The sequence below is a fragment of the Bradyrhizobium genomosp. I (2014) genome (assembly GCF_000261685.1).
GTDB lineage: Bacteria > Pseudomonadota > Alphaproteobacteria > Rhizobiales > Xanthobacteraceae > Bradyrhizobium.
On record NZ_AJQE01000189.1, the window covers coordinates 1 to 19343 of the forward strand.

The following is a 19343-nucleotide window of genomic DNA, read 5'->3' on the forward strand; positions in this document are numbered from 1 at the left end:
GCCTTGAACTTCTGCTCCTCGTCGAGGGCGAACTTCTTCTCGAAACCTTCCTGGCGCTTGTCGAACTCGCTCATGCCTTGTTCCAAATCCCCTGCTGAATGGCGCGGGAGCCTTCCGTTGCGGCGACCCGGCTGGATGCCTACATAGATAGCACCAATCGGCAAAACAACGGGCCGTTAAGCCGCAGGCAAGATGGTATAAGTTGGCGCCGGACGGCCGGATCGATTGTGCTGGGACAGCCAATCGGATAGGTTGCCTAAAGGTTTGGTTCCCGTTCTGTTTCCAAGGGTTAATGGATGGGTTCCCGGCCGTTCACGGCAGCTCCGCTGTGGGTCGCAATCCTAGTCAACCGGAGCACACCAATTTCATGGATTTCAACAAAACACGGTACATCCCAATGAGCCGTCGGCGTCGCATTTATGAAGGCAAGGCAAAGGTTCTCTACGAAGGCCCCGAGCCCGGTACCCTGATCCAGCACTTCAAGGACGACGCCACCGCGTTCAATGCGAAAAAGCATCAGGTGATCGAGGGCAAGGGTGTCCTCAACAACCGGATCTCCGAGTACCTGTTTCAGCACCTCAACGACATTGGGGTGCCGACCCATTTCATCCGCCGTCTCAACATGCGCGAGCAGTTGATTCGCGAGGTCGAGATCGTGCCGCTGGAAGTGGTGGTGCGGAATGTCGCCGCCGGCTCGCTGTCGCAGCGCCTCGGCATCGAGGAGGGCACCCAGCTGCCCCGTTCGATCATCGAATTCTATTACAAGAACGACCAGCTCAACGACCCCATGGTGTCGGAAGAGCACATCACCGCGTTCGGCTGGGCGACGCCGCAGGAGATCGACGACATCATGGCGCTCGCCATCCGCGTCAACGATTTCCTCACCGGCCTCTTCCTCGGCATCGGCATCCGCCTCGTCGACTTCAAGATGGAGTGCGGGCGCCTGTTCGAGAACGAGATGATGCGGATCATCGTCGCCGACGAGATCTCGCCGGATAGCTGCCGTCTCTGGGACATCAAGTCGAACGAGAAGCTCGACAAGGACCGTTTCCGCAGGGATCTCGGCGGCCTGCTCGAGGCCTATACCGAAGTCGCAAAGCGTCTCGGCATCCTCATGGAGAACGAGCGTCCACAGGGCTCCGGCCCGGTGCTGGTGAAGAGCTGAGAGAGGATTTCGACGTGAAGGCACGTGTCACCGTTACCTTGAAGACGGGCATCCTCGATCCGCAAGGCAAGGCCATCGAAGGCGCGCTGAGGTCGCTCGGCGTCGATGGCGTCGCCAGCGTCCGGCAGGGCAAGGTGTTCGACATCGAGCTTGCCGGCGCCGACAAGGCCAAGGCGGAAGCGGCGCTGAAGGAAGCCGCCGACAAGCTGCTGGCGAACACCGTGATCGAGAATTATCGGGTGGAGATCGTCTGAGCTGTCGCTCCTCATCCTGAGGAGCGCGCCCCTCGAACGATGAAGGCCGAGGTGTCGGAGCCGGGCCTGCATGTTTCGAGACGGCGCTTGTGCGCCTCCTCACCATGAGGGTCTGGCTGTCAAGCGCTGTTGGTTGACCGCCCCTCGCTCACAGCCACCCAACGCTGCGAAAACGCCAGTACAGCGCGGCGCAGGCCGTCAGCATCAGGCCCAGCAGCATGTAGTAGCCATACTCCCATTCCAGCTCCGGCATGTGCTTGAAGTTCATGCCGTAGATGCCGGCGAGCGCGGTCGGGATCGCGATGATCGCCAGCCACGAGGCGAGCTTCTTCGACACCGCGGTCTCGTGGGCCTGGCCGACCAGCAGGCTGGCCTCGAAGGCGAAGGCCAGCACCTCGCGCATGGAATCGATGCGCTCCTGGATGTTGCGGACATGGTCGGTGACGTCGCGGAACAGGGGTTGCATCGTCGCGCGCACCATCGACAGCTCATCGTGCTCGAGCCGGCGGCAGACCTCCACCAGCGGCCCGATCGCGTTGCGGAGCCGTAACAGGTCACGGCGCAGCATGTAGAGCCGCTCGATCTGCGTCTTGGTGATCGCGTGCGCGAGCACGTCGTCCTCGATCTCCTCGATCTCTTCGTGAATGCTTTCCAGCACGGGCGAGTAGTTGTCGACGATGAAATCGAGGATGGCGTAGAGGATGTAATCCTCGCCGCGCGCGAGCGCCCGCGGGCAGCTCTCGCAGCGCTCGCGCACCGGCGTATAGGAGGTCGAAGCGCCGTGGCGCACCGAGACCAGATAGCCCTCGCCGACGAAAATGTGCGTCTCGCCGAAGGCGATGCGGCCCTCGATCAATTGCGCGGTGCGCGCGACGATGAACAGGGCCTCGCCATATTGCTCGATCTTGGGCCGCTGATGGGCGTGGTTGGCGTCCTCGATCGCGAGCTCGTGGAGGTCGAACTGCTTCTGCACCGCGCCGAGCAGCGCCATGTCGGGCTCGTGCAGGCCGATCCAGACCACATGGCCGGGTTTGGCCCGCCAGCTCGAGGCCTCACTGATGGCGATATTGGCGACACGCCGTCCGTCGACATAGGCGCCGGCGGCGACGACGCCCTCGGTGGGCACCGGTTCGGAGAGGGATGTGGGGAGCGACGGGACATTCATGGCTTCAATCCCGGGCTAGATCGTCAGGCAGACGTGCCGTGGCTATGGCCTGTGTACAAGGCCGCCCGGCGAGGCTAGCACTGGTAAAATTCCCGTCAAATGGCTATGTCTCTTCACGAATTGGCCCTTTGGCCAGCCCGATTCCCGTCATCGCCGGAACCCCGAACCATGAAAGCCGCCATTCTCGTCTTTCCCGGAATCAACCGCGAGCGCGACATGGCGCGTGCCTTGAGGCTGATCTCGGGCAGCGAGCCGGCGATGGTCTGGCACGCCGAGACGTCATTGCCTGCGGGTACCGACCTCGTGGTGGTGCCGGGCGGCTTCTCCTACGGCGACTATTTGCGCTGCGGCGCGATCGCGGCACGCGCGCCGGTGATGGACGCGGTGCGCGCCTATGCGGCCGGGGGCGGCCTCGTGCTCGGCGTCTGCAACGGTTTCCAGATCCTCTGTGAATCCGGCCTGCTGCCGGGCGTCCTGATGCGCAATGCGCGGCTGAAATTCATCTGCAGGGATGTGCACCTGCGCGTCGAGCGCTCCGACACGCCCTTCACGCGCGGCTACAATGCGGGCCAGGTGATCCGCGTGCCCGTCGCGCACGGCGAGGGCAATTACGAGGCGGACGAGGAGACCATCAAGCGGCTCGAAGGCGAGGGGCGGGTGCTCTATCGCTACTGCTCGGCCGCCGGCGTGGTCGACGAGGCCGCCAACATCAACGGCGCAGCGCATTCCATCGCCGGCATCGTCAATGACAGGGGCAACGTGCTCGGCATGATGCCGCATCCGGAAAACCACGTCGAAGACATCATGGGCTGCACCGACGGCCGCGGCCTGTTCGCCGGCCTCGTCCAGCATCTGGAAAAGGCCGCGTGATCCTGCCGGTGTTGAAGCGGACGCTCGCCGCGATTGCGGCGGTGTCGTTCGCGACCGCTGCGAAAGCCATTCCGCTTTAGTCAGCCAGGATAAACCGGAGCGTGCCTGCTCGACGCGTTGGCTTGCCGGTATCGTTGGTGTGATTGACGCCGTCCATGACGGGCACCTCAGTGAAATCGAACGGGCTTACTCCGTCCAGGCAGGCCACGTTGACGGCGTATGATGTCGTGTCAGATCGCCGTTGATGATGCGTGTATATTCCGCAGCGAGAACAGAAGAAGTGTTGCGCCGATCCGGTATGGAAGCGGTAGGTTGTCAGCGCGTCCGCGCCCTGCAGGAACTTGATCCCACCCATTTCCGCCATGGCAACGACGGCGCCTCGCATCCGGCAGTAAGAGCAAGTGCAGCGGCGGATCGAATTGAAGCCGTCGCTGAGCGTCGCCTTGAAGCGCACCGCGCCGCAATGACACTGGCCGGCCCAAACGTTCGTGTCGCTCACCATGTTTTTCTGTTTCTCCTGTTCAGATTGATTCTGCGGCCACAGCTTGGTTGAGTCCAGACCCTAGCGCAGCTTGAGCTTCTCCGCAGGCACCGTCATCGCGGCAACGCCGGCCATCACCAGCAGCAGGCCCAGCGCCAAATTCGACGGCACGCTCTCGCCGAGCAGCAGCACCGACAAACCGACGCCGATCGGGATGCGCAAATAGCCTTGGGCGTTCGTGGTCAGCGTGCCGAGGCGGCCGAGGCAGACGTAGAACAGCATCAATCCGAGCGCGCTCGAGACGATGCCCATGACGATGGTGGCGACGATTGCCGTCGGAGACGGATGCAGCGTCCAGGGCTGGTCGATGATCAGCGAGGGGGGCAACAGGATGAAGCCGCCGAACAGCAGCGAGCCGGCCGCCACCACCATCGGGTCGTATTCGGAGAGGCGAAGACCGAAGATCGTCGCGCAGGCAAAGGAGATGGTGGCGAGCAGGATGGCGATTTCCGCAACGATCTCGCTACTGAGGCCGCGTAGCGAATCGAGGCCGACGATGGCGACAGTTCCGGCAAGTCCGAGGATCGCGCCGGCGAGCTTGAGCAGCGTTGCCGGCTCGTGCCGCGTGATCAGCGAGGTGATCAGGAAGGCGAAGATCGGCGTCGTCGAAGCCAGCACCACCGTGTTCGAGGCCGGCACATATTGCTGCGACCAGGTGATGATCAGGAACGGGAAGGTCGAGTTGATCAATTGCTGGGTCGCGAACAGCTTCCAGGCCCTGGCGTCGGTCGGGAGCTTGATGCCGCGCATCCACAGGATCGCGAACAGGAAGGCGGCCGCGATCAGCGAGCGCGCCGAGATGAAGGTGATGGGCGGGATGGTGGGAAGCGCCAGCTTGGCCAGCGGATAGGTCGAGCTCCAGCAGCAGGCGAGCGTGAGCAGCAGCGCATAGTCACGCCAGTTGCGTGCGCCGGCGGCGGCCACGGACGGCAACGGCGATGATGCGGAGGCCGCCGTGCCCCCCGTCGGCGATGTGCTCTGCGGCACCTTGTTTCCTGCTCCCCGGCGCGATAGCGCTTGCCGGGAAGTCTGGGCGAGGGGGCGCGAAAAGGGAAGGCACCGAGCTATGCGTTTGGCTGAGGCAGTGCCTTCCGCTTCATCCGCTTGATCGTGCCGGAAAAGGTCAGCAGCACGCGCGTCCCGGACATCATCTTCCCGCGCAGGAAGATCAGCGAGCCGCCGGCGCGGGTGACCTCGCCGGTGCATTCGATCAGCTCGCCCTCCCGTGCCGCGTCGAGGAATTCGCAGGCGAAATTGGTCGTCACCGCCCGGCTGTCAAGGACGTGCGTGGCGATCGCGAACAGGGAATAGTCGGCAAAGGCCATGTAGCAGCCGCCATGGACGTTCCCGGAGCCGTTGAGGTGCTTCTTCTCGACCCGGAAGGCGCTGCGGACACTGCCGTCCGCCTCGATCCGGTGCCAGAAGGGGCCGACATGGACCTCAAAACTATCGCGAATCCAGGTCCGCCAGCCCACAAATTCGCCCTCCGTGGCGATGTGGAGGTCGGGACGGCGGGGCGGGGGCGCTTTGGTCAATTCGTGCAAGGAAATGGGCCTTCAATTGCGGGTCTTTAGCCCTTAAATCCGATCCATTCGCGCCGTGCAATTCCTGTTCCCGCGGGGCCCCCGGCGCAAAACGTGGGACTGCGGGAAAATGCGCCATAAAGGGCTTTCCGCGAGCCCCCGATGTTCCTAAGAACGGCCAACCGCCGCCGAAAGCCCCTGAAGCCATGAAGAACGAACCCAAGATCACCCCCGAACTGGTTGCCGCCCATGGGCTCAAGCCCGACGAGTACGAGCGCATCCTGAAGCTGATCGGGCGGGAGCCGACCTTCACCGAGCTCGGCATCTTCTCGGCGATGTGGAACGAGCACTGCTCGTACAAGTCCTCGCGCATCCATTTGCGCGGCTTGCCGACCAAGGCGCCTTGGGTGATCCAGGGCCCCGGCGAGAACGCCGGCGTGATCGACATCGGTGACGGCCAGGCCGTGGTCTTCAAGATGGAGAGCCACAACCACCCGAGCTATATCGAGCCGTATCAGGGCGCGACCACCGGCGTCGGCGGCATCCTGCGTGACGTCTTCACCATGGGCGCGCGTCCGATCGCCTGCCTCAATGCGCTCAGCTTCGGCGCGCCCGAGCACCCGAAGACCCGGCATCTGGTCTCCGGCGTGGTGGCTGGCGTCGGCGGCTACGGCAATTCCTTCGGCGTGCCGACGGTCGGCGGCCAGGTGCGCTTCCACACCCGCTATGACGGCAACATCCTCGTCAACGCGATGGCGGTGGGCCTCGCCGATGCCGACAAGATCTTTTATGCAGCCGCCTCCGGCGTGAACATGCCGATCGTCTATCTGGGCTCCAAGACCGGCCGCGACGGCATTCACGGCGCCTCGATGGCCTCGGCCGAGTTCGACGACAAGTCCGAGGAGAAGCGTCCGACCGTGCAGGTCGGCGACCCCTTCGCCGAGAAGCTGCTGCTGGAGGCCTGCCTCGAGATCATGGAGAAGGGCTGCGTCATTGCGATCCAGGACATGGGCGCGGCAGGCCTGACCTGCTCGGCGGTCGAGATGGGCGCCAAGGGCGATCTCGGCGTCGACCTCGACCTCGACGTGGTGCCGACCCGCGAGACCGGCATGAGCGCCTACGAGATGATGCTCTCGGAGAGCCAGGAGCGCATGCTCATGGTGCTCAAGCCCGAGAAGGAGCAGGAAGCCGAGGCGATCTTCAGGAAGTGGGGACTCGACTTCGCCGTGGTCGGCTACACCACGCCGAGCAAGCGTTTCGTGGTCAAGCACGGCGGCGACGTCATGGCCGACCTGCCGATCAAGGAGCTCGGCGACGAGGCGCCGGTCTATGACCGCCCGCATGTCCCCTCCGCCGCGCTGCCGGTCGTGCATGCGCGCGAGGTGCCGGCGCCGATGGGCTTAGGTAGCGCGCTGGAGAAGCTGATCGGCACGCCCGACATGTGTTCCAAGCGCTGGGTCTGGGAGCAGTACGACCACGTCATCCTCGGCAACACCATGCAGCGTCCCGGCGGCGATGCCGCCGTGGTGCGGGTGCAGGACGGGCCGAAGGGGCTGGCGCTGACCGTCGACGTCACACCGCGCTATTGCGAAGCCGACCCGTTCGAGGGCGGCAAGCAGGCGGTGGCGGAAGCCTGGCGCAACATCACCGCGGTCGGCGGCAAGCCGCTCGCGATCACCGACAATCTCAATTTCGGCAATCCCGAAAGGCCCGAGATCATGGGCCAGTTCGTCGGCTGTCTGAAGGGCATCTCGGAAGCCTGCCGCACGCTGGATTTCCCGGTCGTCTCCGGCAACGTGTCGCTCTACAACGAGACCAACGGCCGCGCGATCCTGCCCACGCCCTCGATCGGTGGCGTCGGCCTGCTCGACGATTTCACCAAGTCCGCCTCGCTCGCCTTCAAGGCCGAAGGCGAGGCGATCCTCCTGATCGGCGAGACCCATGGCTGGCTCGGCCAGTCCGTCTACCTGCGCGACATCTGCGGTCGCGAGGAAGGCGCGCCGCCGCCGGTCGATCTCGCCGCAGAGAAGCGCAACGGCGATTGCGTGCGCGGCATGATCCATGCGGGCACCGCGACCGCCGTGCACGATCTCTCCGACGGTGGCCTCCTGATCGCCCTTGCCGAGATGGCGATGGCGAGCGGTATCGGCGCAAAATTGCTCGCGGCGCCGGCCGCGCTGGTGCCGCAGGCCTACTGGTTCGGCGAGGACCAGGCGCGCTACCTCGTCACCGTGCCGGAAACGGAAGCCGGTCGCGTGCTCGCCAAGATGCGTGGCTGCGAGGTGCCCTGCGTGCGGATCGGCACCACCGGCGGCGATGCGATCACGATCGCGGGCGAGGCGCCGGTTGCGATCGACACGCTGCGCAAATCGTTCGAGCGCTGGCTGCCGGAGTACATGGGCGGGAAGGCGGCGTAAGTCGCCGCCACACACTCTGTCATTGCGAGCCAACGGGTCCGCGCGAAGCGCGGCCCGATGACAGGCTCCGCGAAGCAATCCAGGATCCCTCCGCCGAGGCAGTCTGGATTGCTTCGTCGCAAGGGCTCCTCGCAATGACGAGTGGAGAGGCCATGCCTCACAATACGCGCGAGGCGCCCGGGATCTGCCGCAACGCTCGCGTAAGCGCCCAGCTCGCCGCGACTGTCAGTACAAAGCCGATTGTGGCCTTGACGATCGCCGGCAGGTCATAGTCGAACAGCCAGTATTGCAGCCACAGTGCGAATGGATAGTGCACCAGGAACATGCCGTACGCGTCGCTCTGCATTGGATCGAGCAGCTTGGCCGAGCCTGATTGCTTGAACCTCTGGAAAAAGGCCAGGATCAGAAACATGATGGCCACGCTGAAGACAGTGAAGCAGATGGCATAGAGCGCTTCATACCAGTCCGGCAACGGCGACGGGTTGCCCAGTATTTCGCGCTTGATGAAGATCAGCACCCACAAGAGGCAATACGGAACGATCGCCAGTACCATCCAGTCCCAGCTGACCTTTGCCATACGGCCGTCGGCAGCGAGCAGCCCGCGATCCATTTGCGCAACGCCAATGCCGGCACCGAAAAAGAAGTAGGTCGCGTAGAGCATCACACGCCCTTGCTGGACCGAGAACGGCCCGAACTCGAACCAACTGCTATGCCCGTAGCGAACCAGCCCGGGAACGTAAAAGGCAGCGGTGACGGCAAGCATCACTGCGAAGAACACCGCGGGCCGACGGCGACCGTGCAGCGAGAGGCGATTGATCGGATCGAGCAGATTGGGCGACAGCCGGTACAGCAGGCAGGCAACCAGGTCGAAGCCGAGCAAGACCCAGAGAAACCAGATCGGCCCGCTCGGCCACGGGCCCTTCGTGATCATATTCCAATAGTATTCCGAAAAGCCGATCTCGGGATGGTGCCGCAGTGAGATGGCGTAATAGGCGACCGGAATGACCGTGAAAGCGCAGATCACGAATGGCAGCGCGAGCCGAAGCAGGCGATCCTGCAAGTAGTTCAGCGGTCCCTTCCTGGCGATACCAGACCAGGCGAATAGGCCCGACAGGAAGAAGAACATCGCCATGAAGAAACTGTCGGTGGCGAGCACCACGATGTCGAAGCCGAAGAAGTACTTCGGATCGGTATGACCGAAATAAGTATAGGGGATCACCGCGTGATGCAGCAGCACCACCAGAGTGAGGAAAGTGCGGGCCCGATCAATGGCCAAATTGCGCGCGTGGCTCTTCGGTGCGGCATGCGCCTCTGCGCCGATCGTCGCTGAATGTGACATCGTCATCGTGGCGGCCCCGATCGCGTTTCTGCTCCCGGCTGGACTGTGCCGCCGGGAACTCGATTCAGCAAGGGCAGCATGCCATAGGTCAGCCCTTGCGCCATTAGGAACCAGTTCCGCGCAGCGCAGTTAGCATCCGCGAAAAGAGCCTGAGGAGCCGCAAGAAAGGCGGCAGCAAATTTCGGAGCTGGCAATGACGATCCTGAAATGGGCGTTGATCTTCCTGCTTGTCTCGATCGTGGCCGGTGTGCTCGGCTTCACCGGCATTTCGGCCGCCTCCGCCGATATCGCCCGCTTCCTGTTCTACGTCTTTGTCGTGATCTTCCTCGTGCTGCTGGTACTGGGCCTCACGATCTTCAGGGCTTAGCGGGCTTGCGGCCCCACACTTTCAGTCGTCATGCCCGCGCTTGACGCGGGCATCCACGTCTTCCCTATCGATTGCCGCCAAGAACGTGGATGGCCGGGCCTTCGCCTCGCCGAAGCGGCTTCGGCCGCGCAGGCGGGACGAGGCCCGGCCATGACGGCGGCGTACAGCGTCGATCACCCCACCTCCTCGATCTTCACCTTGTCCGGATAGAAGGCGAGATGGCCGGCAATCTCGGTCATGGCGGGGAAGGGCGTCTCATAGGTCCAGATTGCGTTGTCCAGCGTCTTGCCGTCGGCCTTGACGCTAAAATAGCTCGCGTCCCCCTTGTACGGGCAGTGGGTGACGCGGTCGGTGCGCTCCAGCAGGCCCATATTGGCGTCCTCTCGTGGCACATATTGCACCGCCGGATACCTGGCCTCCTTCAGGATCAGGGCCTTGCTGGTCTCGGCGATGACGATGTCGCCCGCGCTCACGCGGACGCGCCGGGGATTTGGAGTGATGGTGATCGGGTGGTCGGGCCCTGGAAGCTTCATGATTTCACGCCTTTTCGATCGATCTGCCGCGCGCGGCACTCTGTCGTGCCTTTATCCTGATGGGATCACGGATATAGTGCCGGAAGACGTGACGGAGAAGGCCGTTCACGCTAAGTTTGAGCCTGCCGGAGCGGGGACCCCGGCAGCGATTCGAATGCTTGGACCATAACTTGGACCATAAGGAGCGAGACCCGAATGCCCATGGACGCCCACGATATCGAGGCGATGATCAAGGCAGCGATCCCCGATGCCGAGGTGACCATCCGTGACCTCGCCGGCGACGGCGACCACTATGCCGCGACCGTGATCTCGGAATCCTTTCGCGGCAAGTCCCGCGTCCAGCAGCACCAGATCGTCTACCAATCCCTTCGCGGCCAGATGGGCGGCGTACTGCACGCGCTGGCGCTGCAGACCGGAGTACCCGGCGGACCTGGGGTGCCGGGCACTTGATCTGACGGGCTACGTGATCTGCCGCGACGGGGAGCGATGATGGCTGCAGACAACCCGCGCGGCGCGATGTTTCGCGTCATCGTGCCGAGTCAGCACAGCCGTGTCACCTTTGTCGAGCTGTTCTTCGACCTCGTCTTCGTCTTTGCCGTCACGCAGATCTCGCACTCGCTGCTGCACCATTTCACGCCGCTCGGCGCGGTGCACGTCGCGGTGCTGTTTCTCGCGGTGTGGTGGGTGTGGGTCTACACCGCCTGGGTCACCAACTGGCTCGATCCCGAGCTGACGCCGGTCCGCCTCCTGCTCTTTTCGATGATGCTGGGCGGCCTCGTGCTGTCGACGACGATCCCGACTGCCTTCGAGGGACGTGGCCTGTGGTTTGCAATTGCCTATGCGGCCATGCAGGTCGGACGTACCGCGTTCTGGCTGCTCGCAACGCCGCGGCATCGAACGGCCGTGCGGCACAATGCGATCCGCATCCTGACCTGGCTCTCGATCTCGGCGGTCTTGTGGATTGCAGGCGGTCTGTCCGAGGGGGACGCGCGGCTGTGGCTGTGGATCGCGGCGGTGACCTGGGAGTACATCTCGCCGGCGGCGCGCTTCTGGGTCCCGAAGCTCGGGTTTTCGTCGGTCGAGGCGTGGGCCGTCGAAGGCGGCCATATGGCCGAGCGCTGCGCGCTGTTCGTCATCATCGCGCTCGGTGAAGCCATCGTCGTCAACGGCGCCACTTTTGCGGAGCTCGACTGGACCGCGGACAATCTCCTGGCCTTCGTCTCGGCGCTGGTCGGTGCCATCGCGATGTGGTGGATCTATTTCCACAAGGGCGCGGAGGCCGGCTCCGAGCGGATATCCAAGTCAGCCGAATCCGGCCGCCTGGCGCGGCTCGCCTACACCTATCTGCACATGCCGATCGTCGCCGGGATCATCCTGACCGCGGTGTCGGACGAGCTGGTGCTGAAGCACCCGACCGGCCATTCCGACACCCGCACCATCGTGAGCACGATCGGCGGCCCATTGGTGTTCCTGGTCGGCACCATCCTGTTCAAGCACGCGATCCGCGGCTTTCTCCAGCTCTCGCACGGCGTCGGCATCATCCTGCTGCTGGCGCTGAGCTGGTTTGCAGCCGACCTCTCCCCGCTGCGGCTGTCGGTCGCCACCACGACGATCTTGATCGTGGTGGCGGTGTGGGAGTCGGTGTCGCTGGGGGCGACGCCGGAAGAAGCGGCGGAGCATTGAACCCCGGCGCTACTCCGCGACCTCGAGCGCGTGCACCGAGAACATGTTCGCCGCGTCCGTCCAGCTCTCGCGAACGCGCCAGCCCGCGCCCTGCGCCAGCGCGGCGAAACGCTCGAGGCTGTACTTGTAGCTGTTCTCTGTGTGGATGCTCTCGCCGGGGCGGAACGAGAAGCTGGTGCCGAGCAGACGAACGGTCTGGCTCTTCCTGCTGATCAGGTGCATCTCGATGCGGTGCCGCTCGCGGTTGTAGATCGCGCGATGGGTGAAGGCGGGGAGATCGAAATTGCCGCCGAGCTCGCGATTGATGCGCACCAGCACATTGAGGTTGAAGCGGGCGGTGACGCCGGCGGCGTCGTTATAGGCATCAAAGAGGATCCGCTCGTCCTTTTCGAGGTCGGCGCCGATGATCATCTGTGCGCCCCGGCCCAGAATGGCGCGGGCGCTCTTCAGGAAGGCCTGGGCCTCTTGCGGCTCGAAATTGCCGATGGTCGAACCGGGGAAGAAGCCGACCTTCGGCATCGATGCGACCTGCTTGGGCAGCTCGAACGGCGCGGTGAAGTCGGCGGCGACCGGATAGATGCCGAGCTCGGGGAAATCCCGCCTCAGCCCATTCGCCTGCGCCTTCAGGAAGTCGCCCGAGATGTCGACGGGCACGTAGGCTGCGAATTTGCAATGACCCAGCAACAGGCGGACCTTTGTGGTCGCACCGGCACCGAACTCGACAAGCGCCGCGTGCTCCGGAATGATTCTTGCGATCTCGCCCCCGCGCTCCTTCAGAATCGCAAGCTCCGTGCGCGTCGGATAATATTCCGGCAGGCGCGTGATCGCCTCGAACAGCTCCGATCCCGTCGCGTCATAAAAGTATTTCGGCGATAGCTTCTTCGGCTGCCGCGAGAGGTCCTCGATGGCCTCGCGGGCAAAGGCGGTGGTCTGCTGGTCGGGAAGATGGGCTTCGGCCAAAGCGCTGGCGCGCACATTCATGATGCTCTCCTGAACGCGCTGTCCGGCGCGCATTTGTCGTCGGAATTTCTAGTCGTAGTCGGCGAGGCGCAGTCCGGTGAACTGCCAGCGGTGGTGCGGATAGAAGAAGTTGCGGTAGGTAATGCGGCTGTGACCTTGCGGAGTTGCAAGCGAGGAGCCGCGCAGCACCAGCTGGTTGACCATGAACTTGCCGTTATACTCGCCGAGCGCGCCTTCGACGGCGCGATAACCGGGGTAGGGCGAGTAAGAGCTGCGGGTCCATTGCCAGACGATGCCGAAGGCGTCGTTGAGCTGGCCAGCCCGGGCCGCGACCTCCCATTCCATCTCGGTCGGCAGGTGTTTTCCGGACCAGCGCGCGAAGGCGTCGGCTTCATAGTAGCTGATGTGGCAGACCGGCGCGTCGGGATCGACCGGCTTGAGGCCGGCCAGCGTCATCGTCTGCCATGCGCCGTCGACCTCGCGCCAGTAGCCCGGGGCCTGCCAGTCGTCCCTGCTGGCCGCGGCAAAGCCGTCCATCAGCCACAGGGTTGCGGTCCGGTAGCCGCCATCCTGCATGAAGGCGAGCCACTCGGCATTGGTGACGAGGTTGCGGGCGATCTTGACCGGACCGACGAGGGCACGATGCGCCGGCTTCTCGTTGTCGAAATGGAAGCTGTCGTCGACATGGCCGACGGTGTGGATGCCTTCATTGAGTGTCAGCCAGTCATTGCCGCTGCGCGTTGCGGCCGGGAAGCGCCAGTCCGGGTCATAGGTCGGGTAGATCGGGTTCTGCGCAAAGGCATGCAGGATGTCGGTGGACATCAGTTCCTGATGCTGCTGCTCATGGTTGAGCCCCACGTCGACGAGCGGCGCGATTGCGCGAAGCTTGTCCTCGCCAGCCCCGCGGAAGAATTCGACGACGGCAGCATCGACGTATTTGCGATAGGCGCCGACCTCGTCGGCGCTCGGCCGGGTGATGTCGCCGCGATGATTGCGGGCATGTCGCGGCCCGGCGCTGACGTAATAGGAATTGAACAGGAACGCGAAATCGGGGTGGAAGGGCCGGTAGCCCGCAGCATGCTCGCCGAGCAGGAATTGCTCCCAGAACCAGGTGGTGTGGGCGCGGTGCCATTTGGTCGGGCTGGCATCGGGCATGGACTGGATCTGCTGGTCCTCCGGTGACAGCGGTGCTGCCCGCCGTTCGGTCTCATTGCGGACAGTGAGAAACGCCGCCTCGAGCCGCTGGGCGAGGTCGTCCGGGTGGAAGGACGGTGACGAAAGCTGGGGGGCGGCCGTAGCTGAGGCTGGTTTCGTCACGTTTTTCTCCAGACAGGACAAGAGAACGTTGTTGGCGCGACCCGGTTCCATAACGAGCGTTCGTCCTAGATAGGGGCTCTGTTACGGTATGAAAGTCCTCTCCGGTGATGATATTGATGTCATCAGCCTATGGACCTGTTGGGCTCGGCATGGTTGCCCGGGACCTGTCGCCGCCATTTTACTTTGGATGCACAACGGTTTGGGCTACATATATAGGCAGGTATCGGGTTAAATCGGCTGAGCCGGCCCGAAGCAATTGGTGAGGGCTCTGCCCCAGAAGGACACGGATATGAGCATCGCGGAATTCATCGCCAACGAAGTGAAGTCGAACGACGTGGTTCTGTTCATGAAGGGTACGCCGCAATTTCCGCAGTGCGGTTTCTCGGGCCAGGTCGTCCAGATCCTTGACCATATCGGTGTCGGCTATAAGGGCCTCAATGTCCTCGAATCCGCCGAGCTGCGCAATGGCATCAAGGAATACTCGAACTGGCCGACCATCCCGCAGCTCTACGTGAAGGGCGAGTTCGTCGGCGGCTGCGACATCGTTCGCGAGATGTTCCAGGCCGGCGAATTGCAGCAGCTCTTCTCCGAAAAGGGCGTCGCCGTCGCGGCCTGATACATGACCGTGCTGGCGCGCCGGATCGGTGGCGCCGAGTTCGAGGTCATCGTTGCCGACATGACGACACTCGGCGTTGACGCCATCGTCAACGCCGCCAACACGTCGCTCCTTGGCGGGGCGGCGTGGACGGTGCGATCCATCGGGCGGCCGGGCCCGACCTCGTCGCCGAATGCCGCATGCTCCACGGCTGCAAGACGGGTGACGCGAAGATCACCAGGGGTTATCGGCTCAAGGCCGCACATGTGATCCACACCGTCGGTCCGGTGTGGAATGGCGGCACGCTCGGCGAGGACGAGCTGCTCGCCTCCTGCTATCGCCGATCGATGGAGCTGTGCGGCAAGCACCGGCTGACCTCGGTGGCATTCCCCGCGATTTCGACCGGCATTTTCCGCTTTCCTGCCGACCGGGCGGCCGATATCGCCGTGCGCGCGACGATCGAAGCGCTCGCAGCTGCGCCGTTCGTTGCGCGCGTGGTGTTCTGCTGCTTCGCCGAGCCAGGCGCCAAACTCCATGCCGAGGCGCTCGCGCGACACGGCGGCCCCGGCGGTGCTATTTCATGATCGATCTGAAGCAGGACATGTTCTTCGTCCACCAGGCGTAGACCCCGTCGCAGCGCGGCCGGATTCAACTCGAGCTGAAGACGCTGATCCATCAGGCGATGGGGCGGTGCTTAAGCGCCGCGCACGATCTCGCGCACGTATCCGATCGTCTCCTCGATCTGGCTCGCATTGACGTCGAGATGGGTGCAGGCGCGGATGCGGCCGTCCATCATCGCAAGCGTCACGCCGCGTTGACGAAGCGCGGCCACCATCTTGTCGCCGGGAATGCCGGCGCCGTCGGGCTTGAAGAACACGAGATTGGTCTCGGGCTCCTGCACCTCGATGCCTGAGATCTGCGACAGTCCGCGGGCGAGCGCCCGCGCATTGGCGTGGTCGTCGGCGAGGCGCTCGACGTGATGGTCGAGCGCGTAGATGCAGGCCGCCGCGCAGATCCCGGCCTGCCGCATCGAGCCGCCGAGGCGCTGCTTCCACTGCCACACCGCGTCGATGAAGGCGCGCGAGCCTGCGAGCACGCCGCCGATCGGCGCGCCCAGCCCCTTCGAGAAGTCGATCCAGGCCGAATCCCAGCCCGCGGTCATGTCGCGCGGAGAGATGCCGCTGGCCACGGTCGCGTTGAGCAGGCGTGCGCCGTCCATGTGGGTGACGAGGCCGTGCTGTTTGGCGATCGCGACGATCTCGTCGAGCGCGGCTTTCTTCCAGATCGTGCCGCCGCCGATATTGGCGGTCTGCTCGACGCTGACGACGGTCTGCGGCGGCTGGTAGCGCGTGCGCGGGTGCAGCGCCTTCCGGAAGGTTTCCGGCGTGAACTGGCCGCCATCGCCCTTGAGCTGGGTGACCTGGAAACCGCCGATCGCGGCATGCGCGCCACCCTCGCGGGCGATGATATGGGCGGTCTCATGGGCGAGGATCTCGTCGCCGGGACGGCAATGCACCAGCGTCGCAGTGACGTTGCACATCGTGCCGGAGGGCATGTAGACCGCCGCTTCCTTGCCCAGCAGATCCGCGACGCGCTCGCACAGCGCATTCACGGTCGGATCGTCGCCGACCTGCTCGTCGCCGACCTCCGCCCGCGCCATCGCCTCGCGCATTGCAGCCGTCGGCCTGGTCTGCGTATCCGACAGCAGATTGATGCGGACAGGTGGCGCCTTGGGATCGATGGGGGGAGGGGTGTAGAGCATGGCGTGTCTCATTCACGAGTCGAACAATTGCGACGTATTGCGTGCGTGTCCCGATGACCTGTCAGCCAAGAGAACGTTGAGCGACGCGCTGCCGCGCGGCGAGGAGGATGTCGTCTGGCGTGTCAGCTGTGAAGATATTGCAATCAGGCAGAGCGAACAGCCCCTGATATCGGCAGATCTGCTCGTCGCGGGGGAGAGCCTCCCATACTCGAAGCGCCGCTTCAGTCGGCGCTGCCGAAGGCAGAGTGTTGGCGGACTGGTTGGCCATCTGAGACATTGAAAGCACGCTATCAAACAAAAAGGCCCCGGAAAACCGGGGCCTTTGAGCAATGGATCGCGGAGATATCAGCGCGAATAGAATTCGACGACCAGATGCGGCTCCATCTGCACCGGGAACGGCACGTCGGAGAGGCCGGGGATGCGCGTGTACTTCGCGGTCATCTTGCCATGGTCGACGTCGAGATAGTCGGGGACCTCGCGCTCGGGCAGCTGGCTGGCTTCGAGCACGTGGGCGAGCTGCTTGGAGGCTTCCTTGACCTCGACCACGTCGCCGACCTTGAGCTGATAGCTCGAGATGTTGACCTTGCGGCCGTTCACCTTGACGTGGCCGTGGTTGATGAACTGGCGGGCGGCGAAGATCGTGGAGACGAACTTGGCGCGGTACACGACCGCGTCGAGACGACGCTCGAGCAGGCCGATCAGGTTCTCGCCGGTGTCGCCCTTGAGGCGGCTCGCCTCGACATAGATGCCGTGGAACTGGCGTTCGCTGATGTTGGCGTAATAGCCCTTCAGCTTCTGCTTGGCGCGGAGCTGCACGCCGAAGTCGGAGAGCTTGCCCTTGCGGCGCTGGCCGTGCTGGCCGGGGCCGTACTCGCGGCGGTTCACGGGGCTCTTCGGGCGGCCCCAGATGTTCTGGCCCATACGGCGATCGATCTTGTACTTCGCCTCACTGCGCTTAGTCATCGCGTCCTCTACGGTTGCATGGTTTGAGGAAACGCGCCCTCCTGTGTGACGGGCCTGGCCCGGCACCGACAGGTCCGATCCCCAAAGCTTAAGGGACTTGACCACGGGTCGCGAAACGCTTCGCGGGCCGAAATCGGCCCGCGAGCAAGCGGCTTTTAGGGGAGTTTGGGGTTCGCTGTCAATTCTTTAGCCGTCATTCCGGGGCGCCCGCAGCGCCGGGATGACCCGCCACGCGTTCAGGTCCTGACCGCCCGGATCGGCGTGGGTCCGGCTGCCCGCAATTCGGCAGCGATTTCAGTGTTCAGGACCTGTTCCAGCCGGGTCAGGACCCGGGCAATCGGGGCGGCGTCGGTGACCCGGTGGTCCCAACGGATCACGACATGGATGGTCTGGTCGGGCTCGACGCGCCCATAGCTGATGATAAAGGGGCCCGGCGTAATGGGGTGGAGCTCGCCTCCGCCATAGGCCGCCACCGAGCTCACGCCGAAGCTGCCGAACCAGTTGCCGCGCTGCCGGCCGAAATTCAGGCCGATGGCCCAGGACAGGCGTCGGAGCGGCAGCGGCAGGCGGGTCGCCCGCATGATCTTGCGGAACATCGGGACGTCAGCGATCGGCGCTGTCTTGCCGTGCCGGATCTCGGCGTCGATTGCCGCCAGCGACAGGGTCTCCGGCGCTGCGATTCGCTGCGGCATCACGCATTCCTCGCCGGCCTCGACCCGGGCGATCGCCACCAGCGCCACGCTCTTCGGCAGCTCATAGAGGGCCGGCCACGGCCATTTGGCGTAGACGGTGCGCAGGATCGGCTCGTCTCGGGCAACCAGGGCGAAGGCCTTGACGAACATCGCGGCCCAGCCGGCGGGCGCTGTTGCGCCTGCGCGGGCGTCCAGCAGAGGGCGGATATTGAGCGAACGGGAGAGCGAAACGAAGGGCACGCCCATCGAAGCGTGCATGAGGTCGCAGATCAGGCGGCGCCGCAGCGAAATGGTCTTTGGCGTCCCGCGCATTGGTCTCCGGTTCCTGGGATAGGATTAAAATATGTGCAACGAGCACGTCGACCGCTCGCCGCGTGCTTAGCATGAACCAACCGGCCTGGGGCTGCTGGGTTCGACGCTTTCAGAGCGCCGGCGAAGTCAGCGGCGTGGTCTTGCCGGTGGCGTGAATGATCAATAATTTCAATGATTTGTCGCCGTGAATCGCGGCGTCGTGCACTGCGCCGGCCGACCGGTAAAGGCGAGGCCGGCAAAGGACAACGCGGGCAAAGTCTTCTTGAGCATGTTTTTCCTCCCTGAACCGCGGACCCTAGCAGCGTCCTGGTTCCCGGCAAGGCCGACCCGCTCGTTGCGGCGATTCAGCGCTTGATCCCCTCGAACGCCGCCACGATGCCGCGCTGGAACAGCGACCAGTCGAAGCCGAGCGCGATCGCGCGGTAGCCGCGGTCGATCAGGGCGTTGGCCTGGTCGGCGGTGCGCGCCACGCCGCCGATCGGCACGCCGCTTCTGAGGATGCCGGCCTCGGCGCGCGCGATCAGCTCCAGCAGCTCCGGGTCGTCCATCTGGCCGCGCTTGTTGATGGAGGTGGCGAGATCGCCCGGGCCGATGACGGCGACGTCGATGCCCGGCGTCGCCATGATCTCGTCGATGCGATTGACCGCGTCGACATGCTCGATGGTGATCATGCAGATCATCTCGTCATCGGCGCTCGCCATGTAGTCCGGCATCGACTGGCCCCAGCGGAACGGGGCGTGGAACGGACCCCAGAGCCGGTCGCCGCGTGGCGGGTAGCGCACGCTGCGGACCGCCTTCTCGGCTTCGGCGGGCGTGCTGATCATCGGAAAGTTGATGCCGAAGGCGCCGATGTCCATCGGTGCCTTCGCGAGCCACGGCTCCCTT

21 protein-coding genes and 1 pseudogene are annotated in these 19343 nt (G+C 64.3%); 9 read left to right on the plus strand and 13 right to left on the minus strand.

The features are described from left to right. The coding region (locus IC50_RS44045; protein WP_157461000.1) for an ATPase inhibitor subunit zeta at nt 1-74 on the minus strand (74 nt) is incomplete at its 3' end. Between the two features lie 323 nt (nt 75-397). Between IC50_RS44045 and purC the strand changes: the two genes are divergently transcribed. Beyond that, a complete protein-coding gene (purC, locus tag IC50_RS18050) occupies nt 398-1165 on the plus strand; it encodes a phosphoribosylaminoimidazolesuccinocarboxamide synthase (protein ID WP_173015815.1) in 768 nt (255 codons plus the stop codon). Nucleotides 1166-1179: 14 nt separating this feature from the next. Further along, a complete protein-coding gene (gene purS, locus IC50_RS18055; RefSeq protein WP_035707555.1) occupies nt 1180-1419 on the plus strand; it encodes a phosphoribosylformylglycinamidine synthase subunit PurS in 240 nt (79 codons plus the stop codon). Between the two features lie 148 nt (nt 1420-1567). Here purS and IC50_RS18060 read toward each other — a convergent pair whose 3' ends face one another. Then, on the minus strand, nt 1568-2584 hold the full coding sequence (locus tag IC50_RS18060; RefSeq protein WP_035707558.1) for a magnesium and cobalt transport protein CorA: 1017 nt from the start codon (nt 2582-2584) through the stop codon (nt 1568-1570). Nucleotides 2585-2752: 168 nt separating this feature from the next. On the opposite strand from IC50_RS18060, the gene purQ reads away from it, so the two are divergent. Beyond that, nucleotides 2753-3454: a phosphoribosylformylglycinamidine synthase subunit PurQ gene (gene purQ / locus IC50_RS18065; RefSeq protein ID WP_035707561.1), complete on the plus strand. Its 702-nt coding sequence runs from the start codon at nt 2753-2755 to the stop codon at nt 3452-3454. A 76-nt stretch (nt 3455-3530) separates the two neighbouring features. On the opposite strand, the gene IC50_RS18070 is transcribed toward purQ, so the two are convergent. The 3 genes from IC50_RS18070 to IC50_RS18080 all read right to left on the minus strand — a co-directional run bounded on the left by IC50_RS18070 (nt 3531) and on the right by IC50_RS18080 (nt 5539). Beyond that, a complete protein-coding gene (locus IC50_RS18070) occupies nt 3531-3956 on the minus strand; it encodes a GFA family protein (protein WP_035707564.1) in 426 nt (141 codons plus the stop codon). 60 nt (nt 3957-4016) lie between these two features. Continuing rightward, nucleotides 4017-4982, minus strand: a complete 966-nt coding sequence (locus IC50_RS18075) for a DMT family transporter (RefSeq protein WP_035707567.1) — start codon at nt 4980-4982, stop codon at nt 4017-4019. A gap of 77 nt (nt 4983-5059) precedes the next feature. After that, nucleotides 5060-5539, minus strand: a complete 480-nt coding sequence (locus IC50_RS18080) for a PaaI family thioesterase (RefSeq protein ID WP_035707570.1) — start codon at nt 5537-5539, stop codon at nt 5060-5062. Nucleotides 5540-5724: 185 nt separating this feature from the next. Between IC50_RS18080 and purL the strand changes: the two genes are divergently transcribed. After that, nucleotides 5725-7935 (plus strand): phosphoribosylformylglycinamidine synthase subunit PurL, encoded by a 2211-nt coding sequence (purL, locus tag IC50_RS18085; protein ID WP_035707573.1) that lies wholly within the window; start codon nt 5725-5727, stop codon nt 7933-7935. Between the two features lie 157 nt (nt 7936-8092). Here the strand turns inward: purL and IC50_RS18090 are convergent, their stop codons facing one another. Beyond that, entirely contained in the window at nt 8093-9280 is a 1188-nt protein-coding gene (locus IC50_RS18090; RefSeq protein ID WP_085973822.1) for an acyltransferase family protein, read from the minus strand. A gap of 187 nt (nt 9281-9467) precedes the next feature. On the opposite strand from IC50_RS18090, the gene IC50_RS18095 reads away from it, so the two are divergent. Beyond that, nucleotides 9468-9641 (plus strand): DUF1328 domain-containing protein, encoded by a 174-nt coding sequence (locus IC50_RS18095; protein ID WP_035707576.1) that lies wholly within the window; start codon nt 9468-9470, stop codon nt 9639-9641. A gap of 173 nt (nt 9642-9814) precedes the next feature. Here the strand turns inward: IC50_RS18095 and IC50_RS18100 are convergent, their stop codons facing one another. Next, nucleotides 9815-10174 (minus strand): DUF427 domain-containing protein, encoded by a 360-nt coding sequence (locus tag IC50_RS18100; protein ID WP_035707579.1) that lies wholly within the window; start codon nt 10172-10174, stop codon nt 9815-9817. Nucleotides 10175-10369: 195 nt separating this feature from the next. Between IC50_RS18100 and IC50_RS18105 the strand changes: the two genes are divergently transcribed. Beyond that, nucleotides 10370-10624, plus strand: coding sequence for a BolA/IbaG family iron-sulfur metabolism protein (locus IC50_RS18105; protein WP_035707582.1), 255 nt, complete (start codon nt 10370-10372; stop codon nt 10622-10624). A gap of 39 nt (nt 10625-10663) precedes the next feature. Then, nucleotides 10664-11857, plus strand: a complete 1194-nt coding sequence (locus IC50_RS18110) for a low temperature requirement protein A (RefSeq protein WP_035707605.1) — start codon at nt 10664-10666, stop codon at nt 11855-11857. Nucleotides 11858-11866: 9 nt separating this feature from the next. Here IC50_RS18110 and egtD read toward each other — a convergent pair whose 3' ends face one another. Both egtD and egtB read right to left on the minus strand, forming a co-directional pair. Beyond that, entirely contained in the window at nt 11867-12838 is a 972-nt protein-coding gene (gene egtD / locus IC50_RS18115) for an L-histidine N(alpha)-methyltransferase (protein WP_035707608.1), read from the minus strand. A 48-nt stretch (nt 12839-12886) separates the two neighbouring features. Further along, on the minus strand, nt 12887-14185 hold the full coding sequence (egtB, locus tag IC50_RS18120) for an ergothioneine biosynthesis protein EgtB (RefSeq protein WP_035707583.1): 1299 nt from the start codon (nt 14183-14185) through the stop codon (nt 12887-12889). Nucleotides 14186-14423: 238 nt separating this feature from the next. On the opposite strand from egtB, the gene grxD reads away from it, so the two are divergent. Both grxD and IC50_RS18130 read left to right on the plus strand, forming a co-directional pair. Next, nucleotides 14424-14750, plus strand: coding sequence for a Grx4 family monothiol glutaredoxin (grxD, locus tag IC50_RS18125; RefSeq protein WP_035707586.1), 327 nt, complete (start codon nt 14424-14426; stop codon nt 14748-14750). 3 nt (nt 14751-14753) lie between these two features. Continuing rightward, nucleotides 14754-15313 (plus strand): annotated as a pseudogene (locus IC50_RS18130) (O-acetyl-ADP-ribose deacetylase). A 110-nt stretch (nt 15314-15423) separates the two neighbouring features. Here IC50_RS18130 and IC50_RS18135 read toward each other — a convergent pair. The 4 genes from IC50_RS18135 to IC50_RS18155 form a co-directional block, all read right to left on the minus strand. Further along, nucleotides 15424-16491, minus strand: a complete 1068-nt coding sequence (locus IC50_RS18135; protein ID WP_035707588.1) for a threonine aldolase family protein — start codon at nt 16489-16491, stop codon at nt 15424-15426. Between the two features lie 345 nt (nt 16492-16836). Then, on the minus strand, nt 16837-17454 hold the full coding sequence (gene rpsD, locus IC50_RS18145) for a 30S ribosomal protein S4 (RefSeq protein ID WP_035707594.1): 618 nt from the start codon (nt 17452-17454) through the stop codon (nt 16837-16839). 236 nt (nt 17455-17690) lie between these two features. Next, nucleotides 17691-18458, minus strand: coding sequence for an acyltransferase (locus IC50_RS18150; protein ID WP_035707597.1), 768 nt, complete (start codon nt 18456-18458; stop codon nt 17691-17693). A gap of 344 nt (nt 18459-18802) precedes the next feature. Further along, a partial coding sequence (locus IC50_RS18155; RefSeq protein ID WP_035707612.1) for an HpcH/HpaI aldolase family protein occupies nt 18803-19343 on the minus strand: 541 nt, incomplete at its 5' end.